Below are 19,413 nucleotides of genomic sequence, written 5' to 3'. Positions count from 1 at the left end.
ACGGCGGCGGATGCCTGAGGGCGCCCGTCGCCGTTTCCATGTCCTCGCCGTGCGGCTTGCACCGTCTGGGCCGGCTTAGCGTACGTCAACGGTTCCTTGCTAATGGAAAAACTTCATCAGAAGCGTGGCGAGAACAATCATCGATGCCCCGCCGATACGGGTGGAAATCTGGGCGAAGGGCATCATTTCCATCCGATTGGCGGCCGACAGAATCGCCACGTCGCCGGTGCCGCCCAGGCCGCTGTGGCATGCGGTGACAATCGCCGATTCAACCGGATACATCTTCAGCAAGAGGCCGATGCCGAAGCCGCTGGCCACCATGGACATCACGATCACCGCGCAGAGCAGAACATATTCGGCGGTGACGGAGGCAATCATCTGATTCCATGGAACGAAGAGGGTCCCAAGTCCGACCAGGATGGCGAATGTCAAATTATTCGTCATGAATTTGTACATCTGGTAGGCGCCCAGCTCCATATGCGCCGGCATGATCTTGCTCACCTTGAGCAGCGCCGCTCCGATAATCATCAGGATAGGCCCCGGGATGCCGGTGATCGGCGCAAGTAAGGCGCCCAGCGTGAAAAAGGCGCAAGTCAGGAGCAGGCCCGCCCCCATCAGGCTCAAATTGATCGGAGCCTCGTGCCGCGCGGCCAGCAAGGCCTGATCCTCCCCGGTTTTAACCAGCATGCCATTGCCGCTGAACCGCGGGCGTCTCTTGCCATAAAAATTGAGCAGCCCGGCCAGCAGGATGGCGACGACATTGCCGATCAGCGCCGCCGGAATCAGCGTGGCGACAATCTGCGCCTGCGGGATACGATTGATTTCGGAATACGCAATGGAAAGCGGCAGGATTCCCTCGCCGATACCGCCGCCGAGAATGGGAATGATGATGTAGAAGAAGGTGTGCTCAGCGGTGTAGCCAAACAATATGCCGACGATCAGGCCCGCGGCCACGGCTCCCAGCGTGCCCACTAACAGCGGAATGAACATCCGTAAAAAACCTTGCACCAGAACCTTGTGGCTCATGCCGAGAATGCTGCCGACCACTAGGCATGAAATGTACAGATATTGCAAATTGGCCGTCTTCATCGCCGTGGTCAGCGCCTTCAGCATGTCGGGGTCGAACAACTTGTATCCCAGCAAGGCCGAGGGAACAAACAGGCAGAGGATGGCCGAGCCGCCGATATGCTTGAGCACGGGAATTCTGTTACCCAGCTCTCCCAGCAGCATGCCGGACAACATCATGACGGCCAGACCGCCGATCAGGTCGTTTGGCAGGCGATGCTTGAGCGCGGCCGCAAGCACAATCGCCGCGAGCGATAGATAGAGCGGCAGGGGGAGCGGTCCGATGCGCATTGCCATCAGCTGGCGCCAGAGCCCATTGTCTGCCGGCTCGTTTGAAACGGTTTCCTCTATGTGCATTTTTGTCTCCTCGAATATTGCCTGACGGCGCTGCCGGGACGAGCCCGACAGGACGCTCCGCTTACGCCAAACGGTTTTTTGTCGTTGACGCGATGTCCTTCAGCCAAGGCCGCTGCCGCCAATGCCCGGCGGTGAAGGCGCGGATCTGCTCTTGCATGGCCAGGGTGGCGCCTATCATGTCCAGGCCTTCCAGAAACATCCGGCGATGGCGCTCGGACAGCGAGAAAGACGCCGTCAAGCTCTTGCTGCGCACGCTCATCGACGCGGCGTCGATCACCAGCCGGCTGTGTTCCGGCTTGGAGACGTCGGCCAGAATGGTGTCGACATCGGCCTCGTCGAGCGCGACCAGCATCAGGCCGTTGTTCATCGCGTTTGAGTAGAAGATTTCGCCGAAACTCGGCGCAATCACCGCCTTGATGCCGTATTGCTGCAAGCCCCAGACCGCATGCTCGCGGCTGGAGCCGCAAGCGAAATTCGGCCCGGCGACCAGGATCTCGGTCGCCGCGTATTCCGCTTGATTGAGAACGAATTCGGGGCGAGGCTTCCCATCCGCGTCGAAACGCATGTCGTACAACAGGCCTTCCGCCAGACCCGCTTTGTCGATGCGCCGCAAAAACTGCTTCGGCATGATTTGATCGGTGTCCAGATTGCTGACCGGCAACGGCGCGGCCATGCCTTCGATGCGGGCTTGAATGGTCATGCTTGAGCTCCCAGTTTACGAACGTCGGTGATACAGCCGGTGACGGCGGCCGCCGCGGCCATCGCCGGGCTCATCAGGTGGGTGATCGCATCCCGGCCTTGGCGGCCTTCGAAATTGCGATTGGTGGTGGAGGCGCAGCGCTCGCCGGGGGCGAGGACGTCGTCGTTCATGGCCAGGCACATCGAGCAGCCGGGCTGGCGCCATTCAAAGCCGGCCTCGATGAACAGTTGCGCCAAACCCTCTTTCTCGGCTTGGCGGCGCACTTCGCCGGAGCCAGGCACGATCATGGCGCGCACCGAAGGCGCCACGCGTCGCCCGCGCACGATTTGCGCGACGGCGCGCAAATCTTCGATGCGGGCATTGGTGCAGGAGCCGATGAAGACGCGTTGCACGGGCAGTCCTTCCAGCCGGGCGCCCTCGGCCAGGCCGGTGTAGCGCAGCGCCCGCGCCATGGTGAGCCGGCCGGGGCCTTCCGGCGCGGACGCAATGGCGGGAATGCGGCCGCTGATCGGAATCGACTGGTCGGGACTGGTGCCCCAGGTGACGTAGGGCTCGACGTCGCCGGCCTGGAATTCAAGCTCGATGTCGAAGCGGGCGCCATCGTCGCTACGCAGGGTGCGCCAATCGGCCTTCGCGGCATCCAGCGTGGCGCCGGTCAGATCGGGGCAATGGCTCGCGACGTATTCAAGCGTCAGCGCGTCCGGCGCGATCAGCGCGCCGCGCGCGCCGGCCTCGACCGCCATATTGCACAAGGTCATCCGCGCTTCCACCGTCAACGAGTCAATGGCTTCGCCGCAGAACTCGACGACGTGGCCGCGCGCGCCGTGCGCGCCTATCCGCTTGATGATCAGCAGGATAAGGTCCTTGGCGGTCGTTCCTGGCGGCAAACGGCCGGCAACATCAATGCGCATGGTCTGCGCCAGGCGATACACCAGGGTCTGGGTCGCCAATACGTGCTCGACCTCGGAGGTGCCGATTCCGAAACCCAGCGCTCCCAGGGCGCCATAGGTCGTCGTGTGGCTGTCGCCGCAGAGAACGACCATGCCGGGACGAATCATGCCCAGTTCCGGCGCGATCACATGTTCGATGCCTTGGAAACGGTCGTTGGCATTGAACAGCGGGATGTCGTGGCGCGCGCAGTTCTTCTCCAGATTCGAGGCTTGAAGCGCCGAGTTCGGCTCCTCGATGATGCGGATCGCCACCGGGTGGGTGGGGATGATGTGGTCGACCACGGCTACGTTCTGGCCAGGCAGCATGACGTCGCGGCCGGCTTCGGCCAGGCCGGCGAAGGCTTGCGGGCTGGTGTATTCGTTCATGATGTGCAGATCGGCGAACAGCAGCACGTTCTGCGAATCCAGCCGCGCCACCGTGTGGGTCTCGACCAGTTTCCGGTAGAGCGTCCGGGGCGCGCTTTGCAATGCGGTCATTCTTGTCTCCCAATGATGCTGAAAGCGGGACGGCTTTCCTCAGAGGCAAGTTATTTGATTGCAAATTTTTGTACAATAATGAAAATATCAAACTGTTTTTAACTTGGATGCAAAAATGAGCTCGGTATCCGACGTCGCTTTTTTCATGGAAGTGGTGAAGGCCGGGACGCTGTCCGGCGCCGCGCAAGAGCTTGGCGTATCCACCGCCGCCGTCAGCCGGCGCTTGGCCAATCTCGAGGCGCGGCTGGGCATCCGGCTGTTGAACCGCACCACCAGACGCGCCGCGGTGACTTATGAGGGCGAGCTGTATCTGGCGGAGGGAAGGAAGATTCTTGGCGAACTGGAGGAGCTGGAGCAAAGGCTGGCCAGCGCACAGGCCGTTCCGAAGGGACTGCTGCGCGTCAACGCGACCTTCGGTTTCGGCCGGCAATTCATCGCTCCCGCCATCGCGGATTTCGCCGAACTTCATCCCGATGTCGAAGTGCAGCTATGCCTGTCCGACCGTCCGGTCAACCTGATCGAAGAGGGATTCGATGTATGCATCCGATTCGGCGAATTGCCCGATGCCCGCATCACCTCCAGGAGGATCGCCAGCAATCGCCGTCTCTTGTGCGCGTCGCCGGCCTATCTGGAGCGTTTCGGCATCCCCGCGTCTCCGATCGATCTGCAGCGTCATCGCTGCATCGTGATTCGCGAAAGCGATGAGACCTATGGCGCGTGGCACCTTCATTCCGGGACTGCGCAAGCCAATGTGAAGGTTCGCGGGACGGTATCGACCAACGATGGAGAAGTGGCTGTCGACTGGGCATTGCGCGGGCTGGGGATATTGTTGCGCTCGGAATGGAACGTCGCGCCCTATCTTCGCTCGGGCCGATTGCGCGAAGTGCTTGGCGACTGGCAATTTCCGGCGGCCGACATTCACGCGGTCTATCCGATGAAGAACAATCTGTCGGCCAAGGTGAGGGCCTTCGTCAGTCACCTGGACAAACATTTCGAGCCATATCGGCCAAGCGCGGGAGGGCGGAGCGCCTGGTAGTCTCCGCCGGGCCGCGGGATAAATGAGAAAAGCCGCCAAACGCTTGGTTTTGGCGGCTTTGCGGTCCGATCAGATGCCGGCGTCGACAATGTCTTCGCGGGTCAGCAGGAAGACGAATCCGTCGCCGCTCTGGGTTTCCATCCACATGAAGGGCAGGGTGGGGAAGCACTCTTCCAGCATGTCGCGATTGTGGCCGATTTCCACGATCAGCACGCCGCGCTCGTTGAGGAATTCCGGCGCGCGGCGCAGGATTTCGCGGGTGGCGTCCAGGCCGTCCTCGCCGGAGCCGAGCGCGATTTCCGGCTCATGCAGATACTCTTCCGGCAGTTCCTCCACCGATTCGGCGTCGACGTAGGGCGGATTGGAGATGATCAGGTCGTACTTTTCCTCTATCCCCTCGAACATGTCGGTGTGGACCAGATTGATCCGGTCTTGCAGGCCGTAGTGCTCGACATTGACCGCCGCCACTTCCAGCGCGTCCAGCGAGATGTCGACGGCGTCGATCTCGGCGTCCGGGTAGTGGTGGGCCAGCTGGATGGCCAGGCAGCCGGAGCCGGTGCACAGGTCCAGCGCGCGGTGCACCAGTTCCGGGTGTTCTATCCACGGCGCCAGCGGTTCGCCCAGCAGCTCGTAGATGAAGGAGCGCGGCACCAGTACGCGCTCGTCGACGTAGAAATTGAACTCGCCCTGCCAGGCCTCGTTGGTCAGGTAGGCGACCGGCACCTTTTCCTCGGCGCGGCGGCGGATCAGCTCGAGCACGCGCTCCACCTCCTCCGGCAGCAGCCTGGCGTCCAGGTAAGGGTCCAGCGTGTCTATCGGCAATTGCAGCGCCGACAAGATCAAATACGCGGCCTCGTCGTGGGCGTTGTGGGTGCCGTGGCCATAGGTCAGTTCGGCTTCGTTGAAGCGCGACACGGCGAAGCGCAGCAGGTCGCGCGCGGTGGTGAAGTGGCTGGCGGCCAGTTGGTACATGGGATTCCTTTCAATACAACGGGGACATGGCTGGGCCATGTCCCCTGGCAATGTGTCGCGGCGGCCGCGCGGGCGGGCCGCGATGCGTCAGAACGGCAGCTTGGCGTCGGTGGCGGTGGCCAGCACGCGGCGGAAATCGCCCTTGATGCGCTCCAGCGCCGCCTCGTCGTCGGCCTCGAAGCGCAGCACGATCACCGGCGTGGTGTTGGAGGCGCGCGCCAGGCCGAAGCCGTCCTTGTATTCGACGCGCAGGCCGTCCAGCGTGTTGACTTCCTCGGCGTCGTCGAACTTGGCCGACTCCTGCAATTTGGCGATCAGCGCGTGGTTTTCGCCTTCCTTGGCCATCTTCAGGTTCAACTCCGGCGTCGAGACGGCGTTGGGCAGCGCGTTCAACAGCTCGCTCGGGTCCTCGACGCGGGACAGCACTTCCAGCAGCCGGGCGCCGGTGTAGATGCCGTCGTCGAAACCGTACCAGCGCTCCTTGAAGAACACGTGGCCGCTCATCTCGCCGGCCAACAGCGCGCCGGTCTCCTTGATCTTGGCCTTGATGAAGCTGTGGCCGGTGCGCGCCATCACCGGCACGCCGCCGTTCTGCTTGATCCACGGCTTCAGCAGGCGGGTGGACTTGACGTCGAAGATCACCTTGGCCTTCGGATTGCGCTCCAGCACGTCGGCGGCGTACAGCATAAGCTGGCGGTCCGGCCAGATGATGTTGCCTTCCTTGGTGACCACGCCCAGGCGATCGCCGTCGCCGTCGAAGGCCAGGCCGATCTCGGCGTCGGTCTTCTGCAGCGCCTCGATAAGGTCCTTCAGGTTTTCCGGCTTGGCCGGGTCCGGGTGGTGGTTGGGGAAGGTGCCGTCCACGTCGCAGAACAGCTCGCGAACCTTGCAGCCCAGGCGGCGGTACAGCAGCGGGCCGAAGGCGCCGGCCACGCCGTTGCCGCTGTCCACCACGATGTTCAGCGGACGTTCCAGCTTGATGTCGGAGGTGATGCGCTCGAAATAGTCCTCGGCCACGTCGGCGGTGCTGTAGCCGCCTGCGCCGTCGTCGAGCTCGGCGTCGACGATGCGCTGGTACAGCCGCTGGATGTCGTCGCCGGCCAGCGTGTCGCCGGCCAGCATCATCTTGAAGCCGTTGTAGTCGGGCGGGTTGTGGCTGCCGGTGACCATCACGCCGGACAGCGTGCCCAGCTGGTGGGCGGCGAAATACAGCACCGGCGTCGCCACGCGACCGATATCGATGACATCGACGCCGGCGGCGCGGATGCCGTCGGCCAGCGCTTCGCACAATTCCGGACCGGACAGCCGGCCGTCGCGTCCGACCACGATAGCCTGCACCTTGCGGGCGCGGGCTTCCGAGCCCACCGCCTGGCCGATCTGGCGGGCGACGGCGGCGGTCAGCGTCTTGCCGACGATGCCGCGGATGTCGTAGGCCTTGAAGATGTCTTTGGATATTTTGGTCATGATGGTTTCAGCACGGTTTCGATGCGGTTGAAGAAGAGCGGCGGCGGGTGGCGCGCCGCTGTCCTTGTCTTGAATTCAGCGGGCGAGCTTGTGACTCAGGGCGACCAGCTGATCCAGCTTCCGGCGGGCATTGCCGCTGTCCAGCGCTTCGCGCGCCATGGTAACACCGTCGGCCAGGCTTGGGGCGATATCGGCGGTATAAATCGCGGCGCCGGCGTTGAACAGCACGATGTCGCGCGCCGGGCCGGATTCGCCGTCCAGCACCGATAGCAGACGGTCGCGCGACTGCTCGGCCGTGTCGGCGCGCAAGGCCTTCAGCTCGCATGTCGCCAGGCCGAACTCGCCGGGCTCCAGCTGGTATTCCTGGATTTCGCCGTCCTTCAGCTCCGCCACCCGGCTCGGTCCGGACAGCGTCAGCTCGTCGAGGCCGTCGCAGCCGTGGACGATCATCACGTGGCGGCTGCCGAGCTGCTGCAACACCCGCGACTGGATGCCGACCAGATCGGGATGGAAGACGCCCATCAGCTGATTGTCGGCGTCGGCCGGATTGGTCAGCGGCCCCAGAATGTTGAAGATGGTGCGCGCGCCCAGCTCCTTGCGGATCGGCGCCACATGCTTCATCGCGCTGTGATGGTTGGGCGCGAACATGAAACCGAGGCCAATCTCGTCGATGCAGCGGCCGACCTGCTCCGGCGTCAGTTGCAGATTGACGCCCAGCCGCTCCAGCACGTCGGCGCTGCCCGAACTGGACGATACCGAGCGGCCGCCGTGCTTGGCGACGCGGGCGCCGGCCGCCGCCGCGACGAAGGCGGCGGTGGTGGAGATGTTGAAAGTGTGCGACTTGTCGCCGCCGGTGCCGCAGGTGTCCACCAGGTGACCGCGGTCGGCCACCGGCACATGGGTGGCGAATTCGCGCATCACGGTGGCGGCGGCGGCGATTTCCGATACCGATTCGACCTTGACCCTGAGGCCGATCAGGATGGCCGCCGTCTGCGCCGGCGTCAGTTCGCCGCGCATGATCTGGCGCATCAGCGCCAGCATCTCGTCGTAAAACAGTTCATTGCCGTCGATAAGACGGTTCAGTGCCGCTTGCGGACTGATCATCGTGCGGTATTCCTATGAGCTTTGCCGGCCGAGCTCGGCCAGCCTTTGCGTATCCAGGTCGATTTCGCAGGCCAGGCGGGCGCGTCCGGCGCCGTTGCCGCTGGCGTAGCCGGCCTCCACCCAGTCGCACTGCTGGCGGCGGTAGGCCTCGTAGGCCTGCTGGGCGCGCCTGAGCGCGCGCGCCGCGTGGTAGCGGTTGTCGGTGGTGGCGTCCAGCTGGCGCATCGCGACCATCGCCTTGTCCTCCAGCGCCGTCAACTGCCTGTGCGCCTCGTCGTGGCGCTGTTTCAGGCAGGCGGCGACCGCCGGCGTGTCGGCCTGCTTTTGCGTGCAGTCGTCGAGCGCGCCGGCCCAGGCCGGCGCGGCCAGCAGCGCGGCCAGCAACATCGCCAGCGGCCGCATCAGGCGAATTCCTTCAGGAAGTTGTCCAGCATGCGGTGGCCGTGCTCGGTCAGGATGGATTCCGGGTGGAATTGCACGCCTTCTACCGGCAGCGTCTTGTGGCGCACGCCCATGATTTCGCCGTCGTCGGTCCAGGCCGTGATCTCCAGGCAGTCCGGCAGCGTCTCGCGCTCTATCACCAGCGAGTGGTAACGGGTGCAGGTGACCGGGTTGGGCAGGCCGCGGAACATGCCGACGTCGTTGTGGCTGACCGGCGACACCTTGCCGTGCATCAGCTGCTTGGCGTGCACGACCTTGCCGCCGAAGGCCTGGCCTATGCCCTGGTGGCCCAGGCAGACGCCCATGATGGGCAGCTTGCCGGCGAAATGCAGGATGGCGGGCACCGATACCCCTGCCTCGTTGGGCGTGCACGGGCCGGGGGAGACCACCAGGTATTTCGGCTGCAGTTCTTCTATCTGCTGCAGCGTGATTTCGTCGTTGCGGAACACCTTCACCTGCTGGCCCAGCTCGCCGAAGTACTGGACCAAGTTGTAGGTGAAGGAGTCGTAATTGTCGATCATCAATAGCATATTGAGCTTAAACCCTTGATTTTACTGGCTTCAAGAGATTGGCCAGCTATTTGATACCCCCAAATATATCCCTTTGCTTGCTTGATTCGGGCCTTCGGAGGCGGGGGAGCATGAAGCTTACTATACCCGATCGCGCCCGACGCCGGGAGCTCCCGAAACCGCCATGCAGATTCTTTGCCATGGGGCGGACGGCACCGTTGCCGGATAGCCGGCCTCGGCCATTGGACCGGGCCGCTGCGGTTTGTTCCCGGCATCGAGCCTGTACCGTTCCCGGCAGCGTCGCCGCGAAGCAAGGTTGATTGTTTTGAAGTTGACTAGTTTTCCATTGACCATCCCGGCGGCGGATAACCGTCTACTCGCTCTATGATCTCTTCTTGCTCCGGCAGGCTTCTGAAGGATACGGGACTGCCGCTGATGACGCGGAAAAATTCCCGGTCTTCGAGAATATCGATGCCCGAAAGTATGGCGTGGTCGCGATATAGATCCGCGAGCTGTGTAAAACGTAGTTCTGCCCCAGTGTTTGGGAGTTTACGTGTCTGTCTTGATATCCGTTTTAATGCGCTGACGGCATGCCCGCGGACGGTGACATCCTTGAGGAAACCCGTCGCCGCCATCGATGTCTTTTCCGTGAATGCCCGCGCCAGATCGGCCGAATTGCATGTGATGAATCTGACGACGTTGTAATCGGTTATATCGATATTTTCTTCGACCAGCCGGTCAATCAACTCGTCTATGGTCGATGGCTTCCCGCCGATGCAAATGCGGTCCAGCTCTCGCCCATGCGCCCAGATATTCAATCTCCGGTAGAGCTGGTCCGCGGAGGGCTTGAATACGTCTGCAAATATCACCGACATCATTGTATTGAACGGCGGCTTGGTTCTCGACGTGCGACCGAGGGAGGTGATAAACCGGAACTCGCTGTCCAGGCCCATCGTCATCGTGTCGCGGGCGGCCAGCAGCCTTTGCCCGGCGAAGGCCAGCCCGGTTCCCAGCGACAACATTCCTGCCGAGAACGACACCCAGCCCAATATCGCCGACGCCTTCGGATTGCTCTCCTCGAAGATTCCGCTCGCTATCGCGGCCGCGTCAGCCACCGCGGCCGCTCCGCCTATCGCCAGCGATATGGCCGAGGCGCTTTCCAGCGCGGCGATGATCCCGCCGGAGGCGACAATCGACGTCCCGGCTGTGAGCGCCGCGAGCCCCAGGCCGGTGGCGCCCAGGCCTATCATGGTCCAGGCCTGCCAGCTCAGGTGGCCGGATGGATCGGCGCGGTTGACCGGATCGCCGGCGCAGTAGGCGTACCGGTTGACGCCGCCTGCGCCGAACGGACTCAGGCTGTCGGGGCAGTGGAATCGCATCAGCGCCGGGCTGTAAGCCCGGTAGCCGTTGCCCAGGTGGGTCGCGCCGCTGACCGGGTCGAGACGCTCCCCGTTCCATCCGAGCACGCTGTTGTCCATCTCTATCTCCGGAATCGTGATTTTCCACCGAGGCGCATGCCGTTCGGGCGCTCAGTGGAAAGAGATCGCGCGGTCTATCGTTTCCGTTTTCTTGGCGTGTCGTCTCTGCCGTTGCGGGACACGACGCGGACGCCGTTCCCCTCCAACTGCGGGAAAGGCAGTCGCCATCGAACAAGGCGCCCGAATTGAAGACCGGCATGCCGGCGTAATGGCGGGAAGGGGAGCCGGTCCTGTTGTCGACGATATGGGCGTGGCCATAAAAACAGCGGCGGCATGATGGTCTGCCACCATCTTTTTGAGCTGAGTGCCTGCTCATCGTCTATTTGCGCGACGGAATACCTATTCAGATAGAACTATTATCGAGATAGGCACAATCAAAATATGCCGCTGCCCGATCAAGCTATTCCAGCAGGGCGGTTTTTCCCTCTTTGCCGCTTAAAGTCGGAACCTTCCTACGGCGCGGCTCGCGCGCGCCGGTTTGACAGTGCAGGCCTTATGCGCCATATCGCATTAGCAACCGCATGTATTTTTGCGGCCGCGGCGCGGATTCATTTCTCAAGTCCGGCGCCGGGCAATGGCGTTGGGATGTGGCGGCGGGCGGAGCCCGTCCCACTTGAGCGGGAGCGGCGATGGAGCATAGGTTTACCGTGCTGGTGGCGGAGGACGCCGAGCCGACGCGGCTGTTGATGGGCCTGGTGATCGAGGAGATGGGCCATGCCGTCGCGTATGCCGAGAATGGCCTGCAGGCGGTGGAGCAGTGCCGCCTGCAGCTGCCCGACATGATCCTGATGGACATGATGATGCCGGTGATGGACGGCCACGAGGCCACGCGGCAGATCCGCCAGCTTTGCGGCAGCCGCTGGCTGCCCATCATCTTCCTCAGCGCCCGCAGCGACGAGGAGGCCCATATCAGCAGTCTGGACATCGGCGCCGACGACTACCTGGCCAAGCCGATCAATCTGACCATGCTGGCGGCCAAGATCCGCGTGATGCAGCGCATCAGCGAGATGCAGAGCCGGATCTCGGCCGATTCGAAAAAACTGCTCAATTATTTCAACAGCAACGAGCGGGAGCAACTGTTCGCCAAGCATGTGCTGGACAGCATCGTCGGCAGCGAGGAGCTGGATCTGCCGGGCGTGTCCAGCTGGCAGCTGTCGGCCGAGCAGTTCAGCGGCGATGTGCTGGCGCGGGCGTTGTCGCCGGCCGGCCAGCTGTGTCTGATGCTGGCCGACAGCACCGGCCACGGCCTGTCGGCGGCGCTGGCCTGTCTGCCGGCGGTGGACATCTTCTACGCGATGGCGCGGCGCGGTTTCCCCTTGTCGGCGATGGCGCGCGAGATCAACGCCAAACTGAACCGGTTGCTGCCGGTCGGGCGTTTCGTCGCGGCGGCGCTGATCACCATCGATTGGGAGCTTGGTTGCATCGAGGTCTGGAACGGCGGCATCCCCTGCGTGATGTTCGTGTCGGAGCAGGGCGGCTTGTTGAAGGAATGGCGGTCTCAGTACCCGCCGCTGGGCATTCTCGATGCCGGCGAATTCCGCTGGGGCAGCGAATCGTATTTCTGGGATGTCAGCGGCCAACTGGTCGTATGCTCCGATGGCCTGACCGAGGCGGAAAACGCAGCGGGCGAGCAGTTCGGCAATCCGCGCATTCTGCAGGCGATGGCCGGCGGCGGACGGCAGGCGCCGCTGGATGCGATACGGTTGGCGGTGATGGGGCATCTGGCGGGCGCGGCCAACCGCGACGACATTTCGCTGGGCGTGGTGAGCCTGGAGGCCGGGGTCAACGCCGCGCTGAATCGCGTGGCCGATCATCTGGGGCGGGAGGATGGCGGCCAGTTGAGCAATTGGCTGGTGAGGATGGAGTTCAATGCCGCCGAATTGAGACGGGATCAGGCCATTCCCTTGCTGATAGGCTGGCTGAATCAGCTGGGCCTGCGCGGCCGGCAATTCAAGCAGGTGCTGTTGGTGGTATCCGAATTGTTCAATAATGCCTTGGATCACGGCGTGCTTGGGCTGGACCCCGGTCTCAAGGAGCAGCCGGATGGCTATGAACGCTATTTCACGTCGCGACGCGAGAAGCTGGCCGCGCTGGAAGAGGCCTGGATCGCATTGCAGCTGGAGCGTCGCAGCGAAGAGGCGCGGGATTGCATTCGCATCCAGTTGCGCGACAGCGGCGCCGGTTTCGACCATCACACCTTGATGGAGCGGCTTGGCCAACGCGCCGGTGAGCGCCGGCATGGGCGGGGCGTGGAATTGGTGCGCGCGCTGTGTTCGCGGCTTGTGTACCGCGGGCACGGTAACGAGGTGGAAGCTGAATTCCTGTTGTTGTGAGTGGTCCCCGCGTCGGCGCCGCCGACGTCTTTCTGGAGCTGTTGCCGTGCCCGATCATTTGTCGCCGAGCCGCTGTCTTCCTTCGCCGCCGTTGTGGACGGCGGCCGCGGCATTGGCCGTCGAGTCGACGTTCGCCCATGCCGGCGGCGTTTCGGGCGGCGCATCCGGCTGGCCGTGGGGATTCGCGCTGGCGGCGTTGTTGATCGTCTGGCTGGATCGATGGCGCGGTTCGCGGCAGCGCCGGCGCTTGAGCGGCATGCTGGGGAACGCGGCCGTCGGTCTCGGCGCGCTGGATGGCCAGTGGCGGCTGATCGAGGCCAATCGCCGCCTGTGCGGATGGCTGGGGTATTCGCGTCAGGATCTGCTGGGACGGCCGTTCGGCCAGCTGTGCGATGCAGACGACTGGGCGGCGGCCGGCGGGGCGCTGGCGGGGCTGGCGCGCGGCGAGCTGACCGAGTGCCGGCTGGAGGCGCGTCTGCTGCCCAGGGACGGCGAAGCGCAATGGCGCTTGTTGAGGCTTGCCAGGCTGGATGACGGCGCGTTCTCGTTGCTGGTCGAGGAGGCGGACGAGTTCAGGCGACAGCGGGGGCGGGCGGCGGCGCTGGAGGAGAGGCTGGCGCTGGCCGCCGCGGCATTTGGTCTGGGCACCTGGGAGTGGGAGATTGTCGGCCGCAAGCTGTCGTGGGATGGCCGGATGCGCGAGTTGCATGGCGTCGACGAGTCGGAGTCCGCGTCGCCCGAGCGCTGGCGGGCCTGCCTGCATCCGGACGAGATGGCGCGCTGGGCCTTGCTGTTCGATGGAGATTTCCGCGCGGCGGTGGCCCCGGGCTGGGACTGCCGCGTCGTCGACGGCGCCGGCGGCGAGCGCCGCTTGCATCTGGTGGCGGAGATCAAGCCGGACGGGGACGGGCGGCCGGCGCGGGTGGTCGGCCTGTGCTGGGACGCCGGCAGTCCGGAACCGGGCTGGGGCGACGGCGGCGATGTCCAGTCGGAACTGCCGCGGGTGCTGGATTCGATGCCGGCGATGGTCAGCTACTGGGACAAGGGTTTGCGCAATGTGTTCGCCAATCGCGCCTATCTGGACTGGATGGGGCTGGGCGAAGAGGATGTCAGGGGCAAGCATCTGCGGCAGGTGACCGGGGAGGAGCGCTTCCAGCTGAATCAGCCCTATATCCAGGGCGCGCTGCTGGGGCAGGCCAGCCTGGCCGAGCGCTGCATCATCGATCTGAGCGGGCGCGAGCACCATTTGCTGGCCCAGTACGTGCCGCATGGAGACGGCGACCGGGTCGACGGCTTCTATCTGTTCGTCACCGACGTCACGCCGCTGAAGCAGGCGGAGCGGGAGAAGGAGGCCTTGCAGGCGAGGCTGCGCGGCATCATCGATTCGGCCAGCGCCTTCGCCATCGTCGCCACCGATCTGCGCGGCGTCATCACGGTGTTCAATGCCGGGGCGGAGCAGATGCTGGGTTACCAGGCGGACGAGCTGGTGGGGCTGTCCACGCCGATGGCGTTGCATATGCAGGAAGAGATCGACGAGTACGGCCGGGTCTTGGCCGAGGAGCTGGGCAGGCCGGTCGAGGGTTTCGACATTTTCGTCGAGAAGACCCGTTCTGGCGGCAGTTTTTCCCGGGAGTGGACTTACCGTCGCAAGGACGGCAGCGGCGTGCCGGTCGGCCTGGTGTTCACGGGCATCTGGCAGGACGGCTGGCTGTCCGGCTTTGTCGGTATCGCCCGCGACATCAGCGCCGAACGCGAGGCCAAGCGCATGCTGGAGCTGGCCAAGGAGCAGGCGGAGAACACCAGTCGGGCCAAGAGCGAGTTCGTCGCCAATATGAGCCACGAAATCCGCACGCCGATGAATGGGGTGATGGGCATGTTGCAGCTGTTGTCCAGCACCTCGCTCAACATCACCCAGCGCAAATATCTGGACATGATCCAGGTCTCTTGCCGCGCGCTGATGTCCGTTCTCAACGACATTCTGGATTTCTCCAAGATCGAGGCCGGCCGGCTGGAAGTCGGCAACGCCCGCTATGAGCTGGACGAGGTGCTGGGAACGCTGGCGGCCATCATGTCGATGAACGCGGCGCGCAAGCCGCTGGAACTGGTGCTGGACGTGAGTCCCGACGTGCCGGCGTCGCTGAACGGCGACGCTCTGCGTTTGCAGCAAGTGCTGGTGAATCTGGCCGGCAACGCGATCAAGTTCACCGAGCGCGGCGAGGTGAGGGTGGCGCTGGAGCGGGAAGACGGCGCGGACGGATCGCTGCTGCGCTGTTCGGTGCGGGATACCGGCATCGGCATGAGCGAGACGCAGCTGGAGCAGGTTTTCACCGCCTTCGCCCAGGCCGATTCATCGACGACGCGGCGTTTTGGCGGCACCGGCCTGGGCCTGGCGATCTCGCGCGATCTGGTGCGTTTGATGGGCGGCCGGCTGGACGCCGAGAGCCAGCCGGGCCAGGGCAGCCGCTTCAGCTTCAGCCTGCCGTTGACGCCGGCGGAATCGCCGGCCTTGCGGCCGGATTGCGGCGAGGTGGGCAAGCTGCTGGCGGTGGATGACAACGCCGACAGTCGCCGGGCTTTGCTGAATCATGCCCGGCGGCTGGATTGCCAGGCGCGCGCGGTGACCGGCGCCGCCGAGGCGCTGGCCTTGTTGGAGGCCGAGGGCGTGGCGGCGTGGGACGCCGTGCTGGTCGACTGGCGGATGCCGGGGCAGGACGGGCTGGCGCTGTGCCAGGCCATCCGGCGGCGCTGGCCAGGCAGCGAGTTGCGCCTGGTGGTGATGGTGAATGCCGACGACAGGGACAGTCTGGATCACGCGGTCGACATCGCGCTGGCCGATGGCGTGCTGGCCAAGCCGGTCACCACCGGCGCCTTGGCCGAGTCGCTGCGGCTGGCCGGTTTGCGGCGCGGGAGTCCGGTCGGCGGGGATGCGTTGGCGCCGCCGGATTTCGGCGGTGCCCGCATCCTGCTGGCCGAGGACAACGAGATCAATCGGGAGGTCGCCTGCGGCATGCTGGAATTGGCCGGCCTGCGCGTGGATGTGGCGGAAAACGGCCGGCAGGCGGTGGAAATGCTGCGCAAGAACGGTCGGGACTATGCGCTGGTGTTGATGGACAGGCAAATGCCGGAGTTGGATGGCGACGCCGCCGCCGGGCTGATCCGTCGGGAACTGGGCCTGACGCTGCCGGTCATCGCGATGAGCGCGGCCGTGTCGCCGGCGGAGCAGCAGCAGTGCCTGGATGCCGGCATGAGCGATTTCGTTGCCAAGCCGATTCAGGCCGGGCAGCTGTTCGCGGTGCTGGCCCGGCATCTGGGCGCGGCGGAGCCGGCGCCGCCGGCGGGGCCGCCGCCGATATTCTCCGCCGAGCTGATGCTGCTGGCGAGCGGCAGCGATGGCGCGCGCGGGCGGGTCCGCGCCTTGATGCAGTTGCTGATCGATACCGGCGGGCAGCATCTGGGCCAGATACGGGAGGCGCTGGAGGCGGACGAGCTGGTCGAGGGCGCGCGCCGGGTGCATACATTGCGCGGCAGCGTCGGCTCCTTCGGCGCGCAGGCCTTGGTTGAGAGGCTGCGGGAACTGGAGGATGCGGCCAGGCATGGCCGGCGCCGGGAGCTGGCGACGCTGCTGGACGGCTCGGAACGGGAATTGCAACGGGTGCTGGACGCCGCTCGCGGCTGGCTGGAGGCCAATGCCGATTAGCGCAGTGGGCCGCCATCGCGCGCTTGGGACAGGCGGCGGGACCGTTTGGGGCAACCAGCAGCTGAAAAGCAGGGGCTTCGGGCGGGCTGTTGTGAATTGGCGAATTGCCTGCAAGTCTTTATTTGCAGTTTTTGGCGCCTTGCGGGCGGTTTGGGCCGCCTAAGGATAAAGTCTAGATGGTGCGAGAAGAGAGACTCGAACTCTCACGCCTTGCGGCGCTGGAACCTAAATCCAGTGCGTCTACCAATTCCGCCACTCTCGCAATCCGGGGACTTGCAAAACCGGCCTGCTGGCCGCATCTGCAATACACGGAAGAGGCGGAATCATAGCGCAGGCGATGATGAATGACAAGTCCGGGCGGGAAACGGAAACTTATTCCCTTGGCCATGGTCTCTTGCTTACAATTCCAAGCGATTCCAGCACAACACAACTCAGGAGAGCGTCACAATGCACCCGGATTTTCAGACGGCCTATCAATCGACCCCGATGGCCGATGCGCGCAACAAGGTGTTGCGCAACACCTATGGCCTGCTGGGCCTGTCGATGATACCGACCGTGATGGGCGCCATCGTGGGCACCCATATGAGTTTCGCCTTTCTGGCCGGCAGCCCCATCATCGGCATGCTGCTGATCATGGCGGTGTTCTACGGCCTGGTGTTCGCCATCGAGAAGAACCGCTACAGCTCGCTGGGCGTGTTCCTGATGCTGGGCTTCACCTTTATGATGGGCGTGCTGCTCGGACCGCTGCTGCAGTTCGCGCTGAAGTTCTCCAACGGCGGCCAGCTGATCATGACCGCCGGCGCGGCCACTTCGGTGGTGTTCTTCGTGATGGCCGGCATCGCCAGCACCACCAAGCGCAACCTGTCCGGCCTCGGCAACTTCCTGACCGTCGGCGCGATCGTGCTGATGGTGGCGGTGGTGGCCAACCTGTTCCTGCGCATGCCGGCTTTCCAGCTGATGATTTCCGCGGCTTTCGCGCTGTTCAGCTCGCTGATGATTCTGTGGCAGGTGAAGATGGTGGTTGATGGTGGCGAGAACAGCTATATCTCGGCTGCGTTGTCGATCTACATCAGCATCTACAATCTGTTCACCAGCCTGTTGCAGCTGCTGCTGGCCTTTGGCGGCAACCGCGACTGACACGGTTTCGGCAATGAAAAAACCTCCGCGGCGACGCGGAGGTTTTTTTTGTTTCCGGCTCAGGCGGCCAGGATCCAGGGCAGCGACAGGATGCGGCCCAGTTCTGCCTGATCGGGGCAGTCGGCGGCCGGGACCTCCCGGAGCGCGCGGCGCAATTGCCGCCGGCATTGCTGCAGCAGGATGCGCAGGTCTTCGTGGCTGCCGTGATCGATCATGAAGGCGGCGTCGAGCGCGTCGAAGGCGATGTGATGCTCGATCGCGGACAGAAAGACGCCGCGGGTATCGAAACGTTCCAGCGTCAGGTTCACCACGGTGCGGGCGCAGGCCGGCGACGACAGTTCGACGACGGCGCGCGCCGTCGTCGACCTCAGGAAGGGTCTGGCGAGTTCGAACGCCAGCGTTTCGCGTCGGGACTCAAACATGCAGCATGCGCTTGTCGTCTGTTTCCGGCAGCGAGGCGCCGGCGGCATGCCGATACCAGGCCCGCAGATCGCGCTCCGCTTCCTGGACGGCGCCGGCGTGCATGGCCGGATTGCCGGCCTTGAGGAATTCGACCAGCCGTATCATGTCCAGCGAGCCGTGCCAGCGGGACTGGTGGCGCAGCACGGTCTCATGCCACTGGATGTTTTCCGGCCGGGCGATATAGCTGGAATAGCAGCCGAAGTCCTGCAGCACGTCCTGTTGTTCGATGATGCCGTTATGCCATTTTTCATCCTGGTGCTCATGATGTTCGCTGACCAGCGCGCGGGTGGTGAGCCGCCAGCCGTCCTGGCGCAGAAAGGCGCGCACCACCAGGCGGCCGAGCTGGGCGAAGCCGCCCAGCCGGGCGATCAGCACGAAGGAGCCGTGCGACAGCGCGGCGCCGCCGACCAGGGTTGGTTTCGCCGCCCGCAGCGGATCGGCGTGGTTGCGCTGGTCTTCGTCGAGCAAAAACGGGTTGTAGTCGAAAATATTCAGCTTCTTGACGCTCATATGCTTGCTCTGAGGGCGGGCTCCGCCATCGGCGAAGTTTCGTTCATCATGTTTCTGCGCAGATTGCTCAGGATCAGAGCCATTTCCGCCGGCGACTGGATGACGGCCTTGCGCAGGTGGGAGGCGATTTCCTCGGTCGGGACATGGTCCAGCCGCAGGTGGTCGCCGATGACGGCCGAACACAGGCGGAAATTGAAGCCGCGCCCGGCTTCGTCGTCGTCGCTGAGCCAGCGCTCGGCCTCGCGGCGATTGGCGACGGCCTGGTTCCTGATATAGCGCTCCTGCTTGCTCAGGCCGGCTTCCGCCGGGCTGCGCGCCTGGGAAGCCAGGTCCAGCGCGGCCTGTTCCAGCATGCGGACCGCCAGGCATTGCAGTCGGTAGTTCTCAAGTAGCTTGTGAGAGAGCATGTAGGCCTCGGGGTGGTCGCCTTACATCGGGGCCTTGGTCTGCGGGGCGGGCGCGCTGGGCCGGTCCGCCCGCAGTTCCGCCGCCTGCCGCCTTTGCGCGGCTTCGGCGATGCGCAGAAAGTTGTTGCGATCTTCCTGGCTCAGTTCCACTTCCACTTCTTTCGGGGCGACGGACGCGTCGCCGGCATGGTCTTGCTTGAGCATCCTGGTCTCCTTGCGAGGAGGCGCTTGCGCGGCCTGGACGTGTTTCTTTATTTGTTAATCAAAATAGTAATCATACTATATCTTTATCTTTTGACGATAGCAATACGGCC

The 19,413-nt window shown here is 64.2% G+C and carries 17 protein-coding genes and 1 tRNA gene; 4 read left to right on the top strand and 14 right to left on the bottom strand.

Annotation, left to right across the window (positions count from 1 at the left end):
* Window positions 1-99: 99 nt before the first annotated feature.
* From CXB49_RS11825 to leuC, 3 genes are all read right to left on the bottom strand, one after another.
* A complete protein-coding gene (locus CXB49_RS11825; RefSeq protein ID WP_101708585.1) occupies window positions 100-1,422 on the bottom strand; it encodes a 2-hydroxycarboxylate transporter family protein in 1,323 nt (440 codons plus the stop codon).
* Between the two features lie 61 nt (window positions 1,423-1,483).
* The gene (gene leuD, locus CXB49_RS11820) at window positions 1,484-2,122 is read right to left on the bottom strand and encodes a 3-isopropylmalate dehydratase small subunit (RefSeq protein WP_101708584.1); all 639 of its coding nucleotides are present in this window, start codon (window positions 2,120-2,122) and stop codon (window positions 1,484-1,486) included.
* Window positions 2,119-3,549, bottom strand: a complete 1,431-nt coding sequence (gene leuC, locus CXB49_RS11815) for a 3-isopropylmalate dehydratase large subunit (RefSeq protein ID WP_101708583.1) — start codon at window positions 3,547-3,549, stop codon at window positions 2,119-2,121. The genes leuD and leuC overlap by 4 nt, the downstream gene beginning before the upstream one ends.
* 115 nt (window positions 3,550-3,664) lie before the next feature.
* Here leuC and CXB49_RS11810 point away from each other — a divergent pair, with 115 nt between their 5' ends.
* Window positions 3,665-4,585 carry a LysR family transcriptional regulator gene (locus CXB49_RS11810; protein WP_101708582.1) on the top strand — a complete coding sequence of 307 codons (921 nt, stop codon included), beginning with the start codon at window positions 3,665-3,667 and terminating at the stop codon, window positions 4,583-4,585.
* Window positions 4,586-4,654: 69 nt separating this feature from the next.
* Here the strand turns inward: CXB49_RS11810 and prmB are convergent, their stop codons facing one another.
* From prmB to CXB49_RS11780, 6 genes are all read right to left on the bottom strand, one after another.
* The gene (prmB, locus tag CXB49_RS11805; protein ID WP_101708581.1) at window positions 4,655-5,557 is read right to left on the bottom strand and encodes a 50S ribosomal protein L3 N(5)-glutamine methyltransferase; all 903 of its coding nucleotides are present in this window, start codon (window positions 5,555-5,557) and stop codon (window positions 4,655-4,657) included.
* Between the two features lie 87 nt (window positions 5,558-5,644).
* Window positions 5,645-7,021 carry a phosphomannomutase/phosphoglucomutase gene (locus tag CXB49_RS11800; protein WP_101708580.1) on the bottom strand — a complete coding sequence of 459 codons (1,377 nt, stop codon included), beginning with the start codon at window positions 7,019-7,021 and terminating at the stop codon, window positions 5,645-5,647.
* 75 nt (window positions 7,022-7,096) lie between these two features.
* On the bottom strand, window positions 7,097-8,125 hold the full coding sequence (gene trpD, locus CXB49_RS11795) for an anthranilate phosphoribosyltransferase (protein ID WP_101708579.1): 1,029 nt from the start codon (window positions 8,123-8,125) through the stop codon (window positions 7,097-7,099).
* Window positions 8,126-8,137: 12 nt separating this feature from the next.
* On the bottom strand, window positions 8,138-8,527 hold the full coding sequence (locus CXB49_RS11790) for a lysozyme inhibitor LprI family protein (protein WP_101708578.1): 390 nt from the start codon (window positions 8,525-8,527) through the stop codon (window positions 8,138-8,140).
* Window positions 8,527-9,096 (bottom strand): aminodeoxychorismate/anthranilate synthase component II, encoded by a 570-nt coding sequence (locus tag CXB49_RS11785; protein WP_101708577.1) that lies wholly within the window; start codon window positions 9,094-9,096, stop codon window positions 8,527-8,529. Before CXB49_RS11785 ends, CXB49_RS11790 begins: the two co-directional genes overlap by 1 nt.
* A gap of 314 nt (window positions 9,097-9,410) precedes the next feature.
* Entirely contained in the window at window positions 9,411-10,553 is a 1,143-nt protein-coding gene (locus CXB49_RS11780) for an RHS repeat-associated core domain-containing protein (protein ID WP_101708576.1), read from the bottom strand.
* 629 nt (window positions 10,554-11,182) lie between these two features.
* On the opposite strand from CXB49_RS11780, the gene CXB49_RS11775 reads away from it, so the two are divergent.
* Both CXB49_RS11775 and CXB49_RS11770 read left to right on the top strand, forming a co-directional pair.
* Entirely contained in the window at window positions 11,183-12,886 is a 1,704-nt protein-coding gene (locus CXB49_RS11775; RefSeq protein ID WP_101708575.1) for a fused response regulator/phosphatase, read from the top strand.
* A 46-nt stretch (window positions 12,887-12,932) separates the two neighbouring features.
* Window positions 12,933-16,583 carry a PAS domain S-box protein gene (locus CXB49_RS11770; RefSeq protein ID WP_158300800.1) on the top strand — a complete coding sequence of 1,217 codons (3,651 nt, stop codon included), beginning with the start codon at window positions 12,933-12,935 and terminating at the stop codon, window positions 16,581-16,583.
* Between the two features lie 177 nt (window positions 16,584-16,760).
* Here the strand turns inward: CXB49_RS11770 and CXB49_RS11765 are convergent.
* Window positions 16,761-16,845 (bottom strand) — tRNA-Leu (locus CXB49_RS11765).
* A gap of 185 nt (window positions 16,846-17,030) precedes the next feature.
* On the opposite strand from CXB49_RS11765, the gene CXB49_RS11760 reads away from it, so the two are divergent.
* Entirely contained in the window at window positions 17,031-17,720 is a 690-nt protein-coding gene (locus CXB49_RS11760; RefSeq protein ID WP_101708573.1) for a Bax inhibitor-1/YccA family protein, read from the top strand.
* Between the two features lie 59 nt (window positions 17,721-17,779).
* On the opposite strand, the gene CXB49_RS11755 is transcribed toward CXB49_RS11760, so the two are convergent.
* The 4 genes from CXB49_RS11755 to CXB49_RS11740 are packed head-to-tail and all read right to left on the bottom strand — an operon-like array spanning window position 17,780 to window position 19,303.
* Window positions 17,780-18,142, bottom strand: coding sequence for a hypothetical protein (locus CXB49_RS11755; RefSeq protein ID WP_101708572.1), 363 nt, complete (start codon window positions 18,140-18,142; stop codon window positions 17,780-17,782).
* Window positions 18,135-18,692 (bottom strand): hypothetical protein, encoded by a 558-nt coding sequence (locus tag CXB49_RS11750; protein WP_101708571.1) that lies wholly within the window; start codon window positions 18,690-18,692, stop codon window positions 18,135-18,137. The genes CXB49_RS11755 and CXB49_RS11750 overlap by 8 nt, the downstream gene beginning before the upstream one ends.
* Window positions 18,689-19,099 (bottom strand): hypothetical protein, encoded by a 411-nt coding sequence (locus CXB49_RS11745; RefSeq protein WP_158300799.1) that lies wholly within the window; start codon window positions 19,097-19,099, stop codon window positions 18,689-18,691. The genes CXB49_RS11750 and CXB49_RS11745 overlap by 4 nt, the downstream gene beginning before the upstream one ends.
* Before the next feature lie 21 nt (window positions 19,100-19,120).
* Window positions 19,121-19,303, bottom strand: a complete 183-nt coding sequence (locus tag CXB49_RS11740) for a hypothetical protein (RefSeq protein WP_101708569.1) — start codon at window positions 19,301-19,303, stop codon at window positions 19,121-19,123.
* Window positions 19,304-19,413: the final 110 nt, after the last annotated feature.

The sequence above is a fragment of the Chromobacterium sp. ATCC 53434 genome, from assembly GCF_002848345.1.
GTDB lineage: Bacteria > Pseudomonadota > Gammaproteobacteria > Burkholderiales > Chromobacteriaceae > Chromobacterium.
Note: the sequence above shows the minus strand (reverse complement) of the source record. Positions and strands in the feature narration are given on the sequence as shown.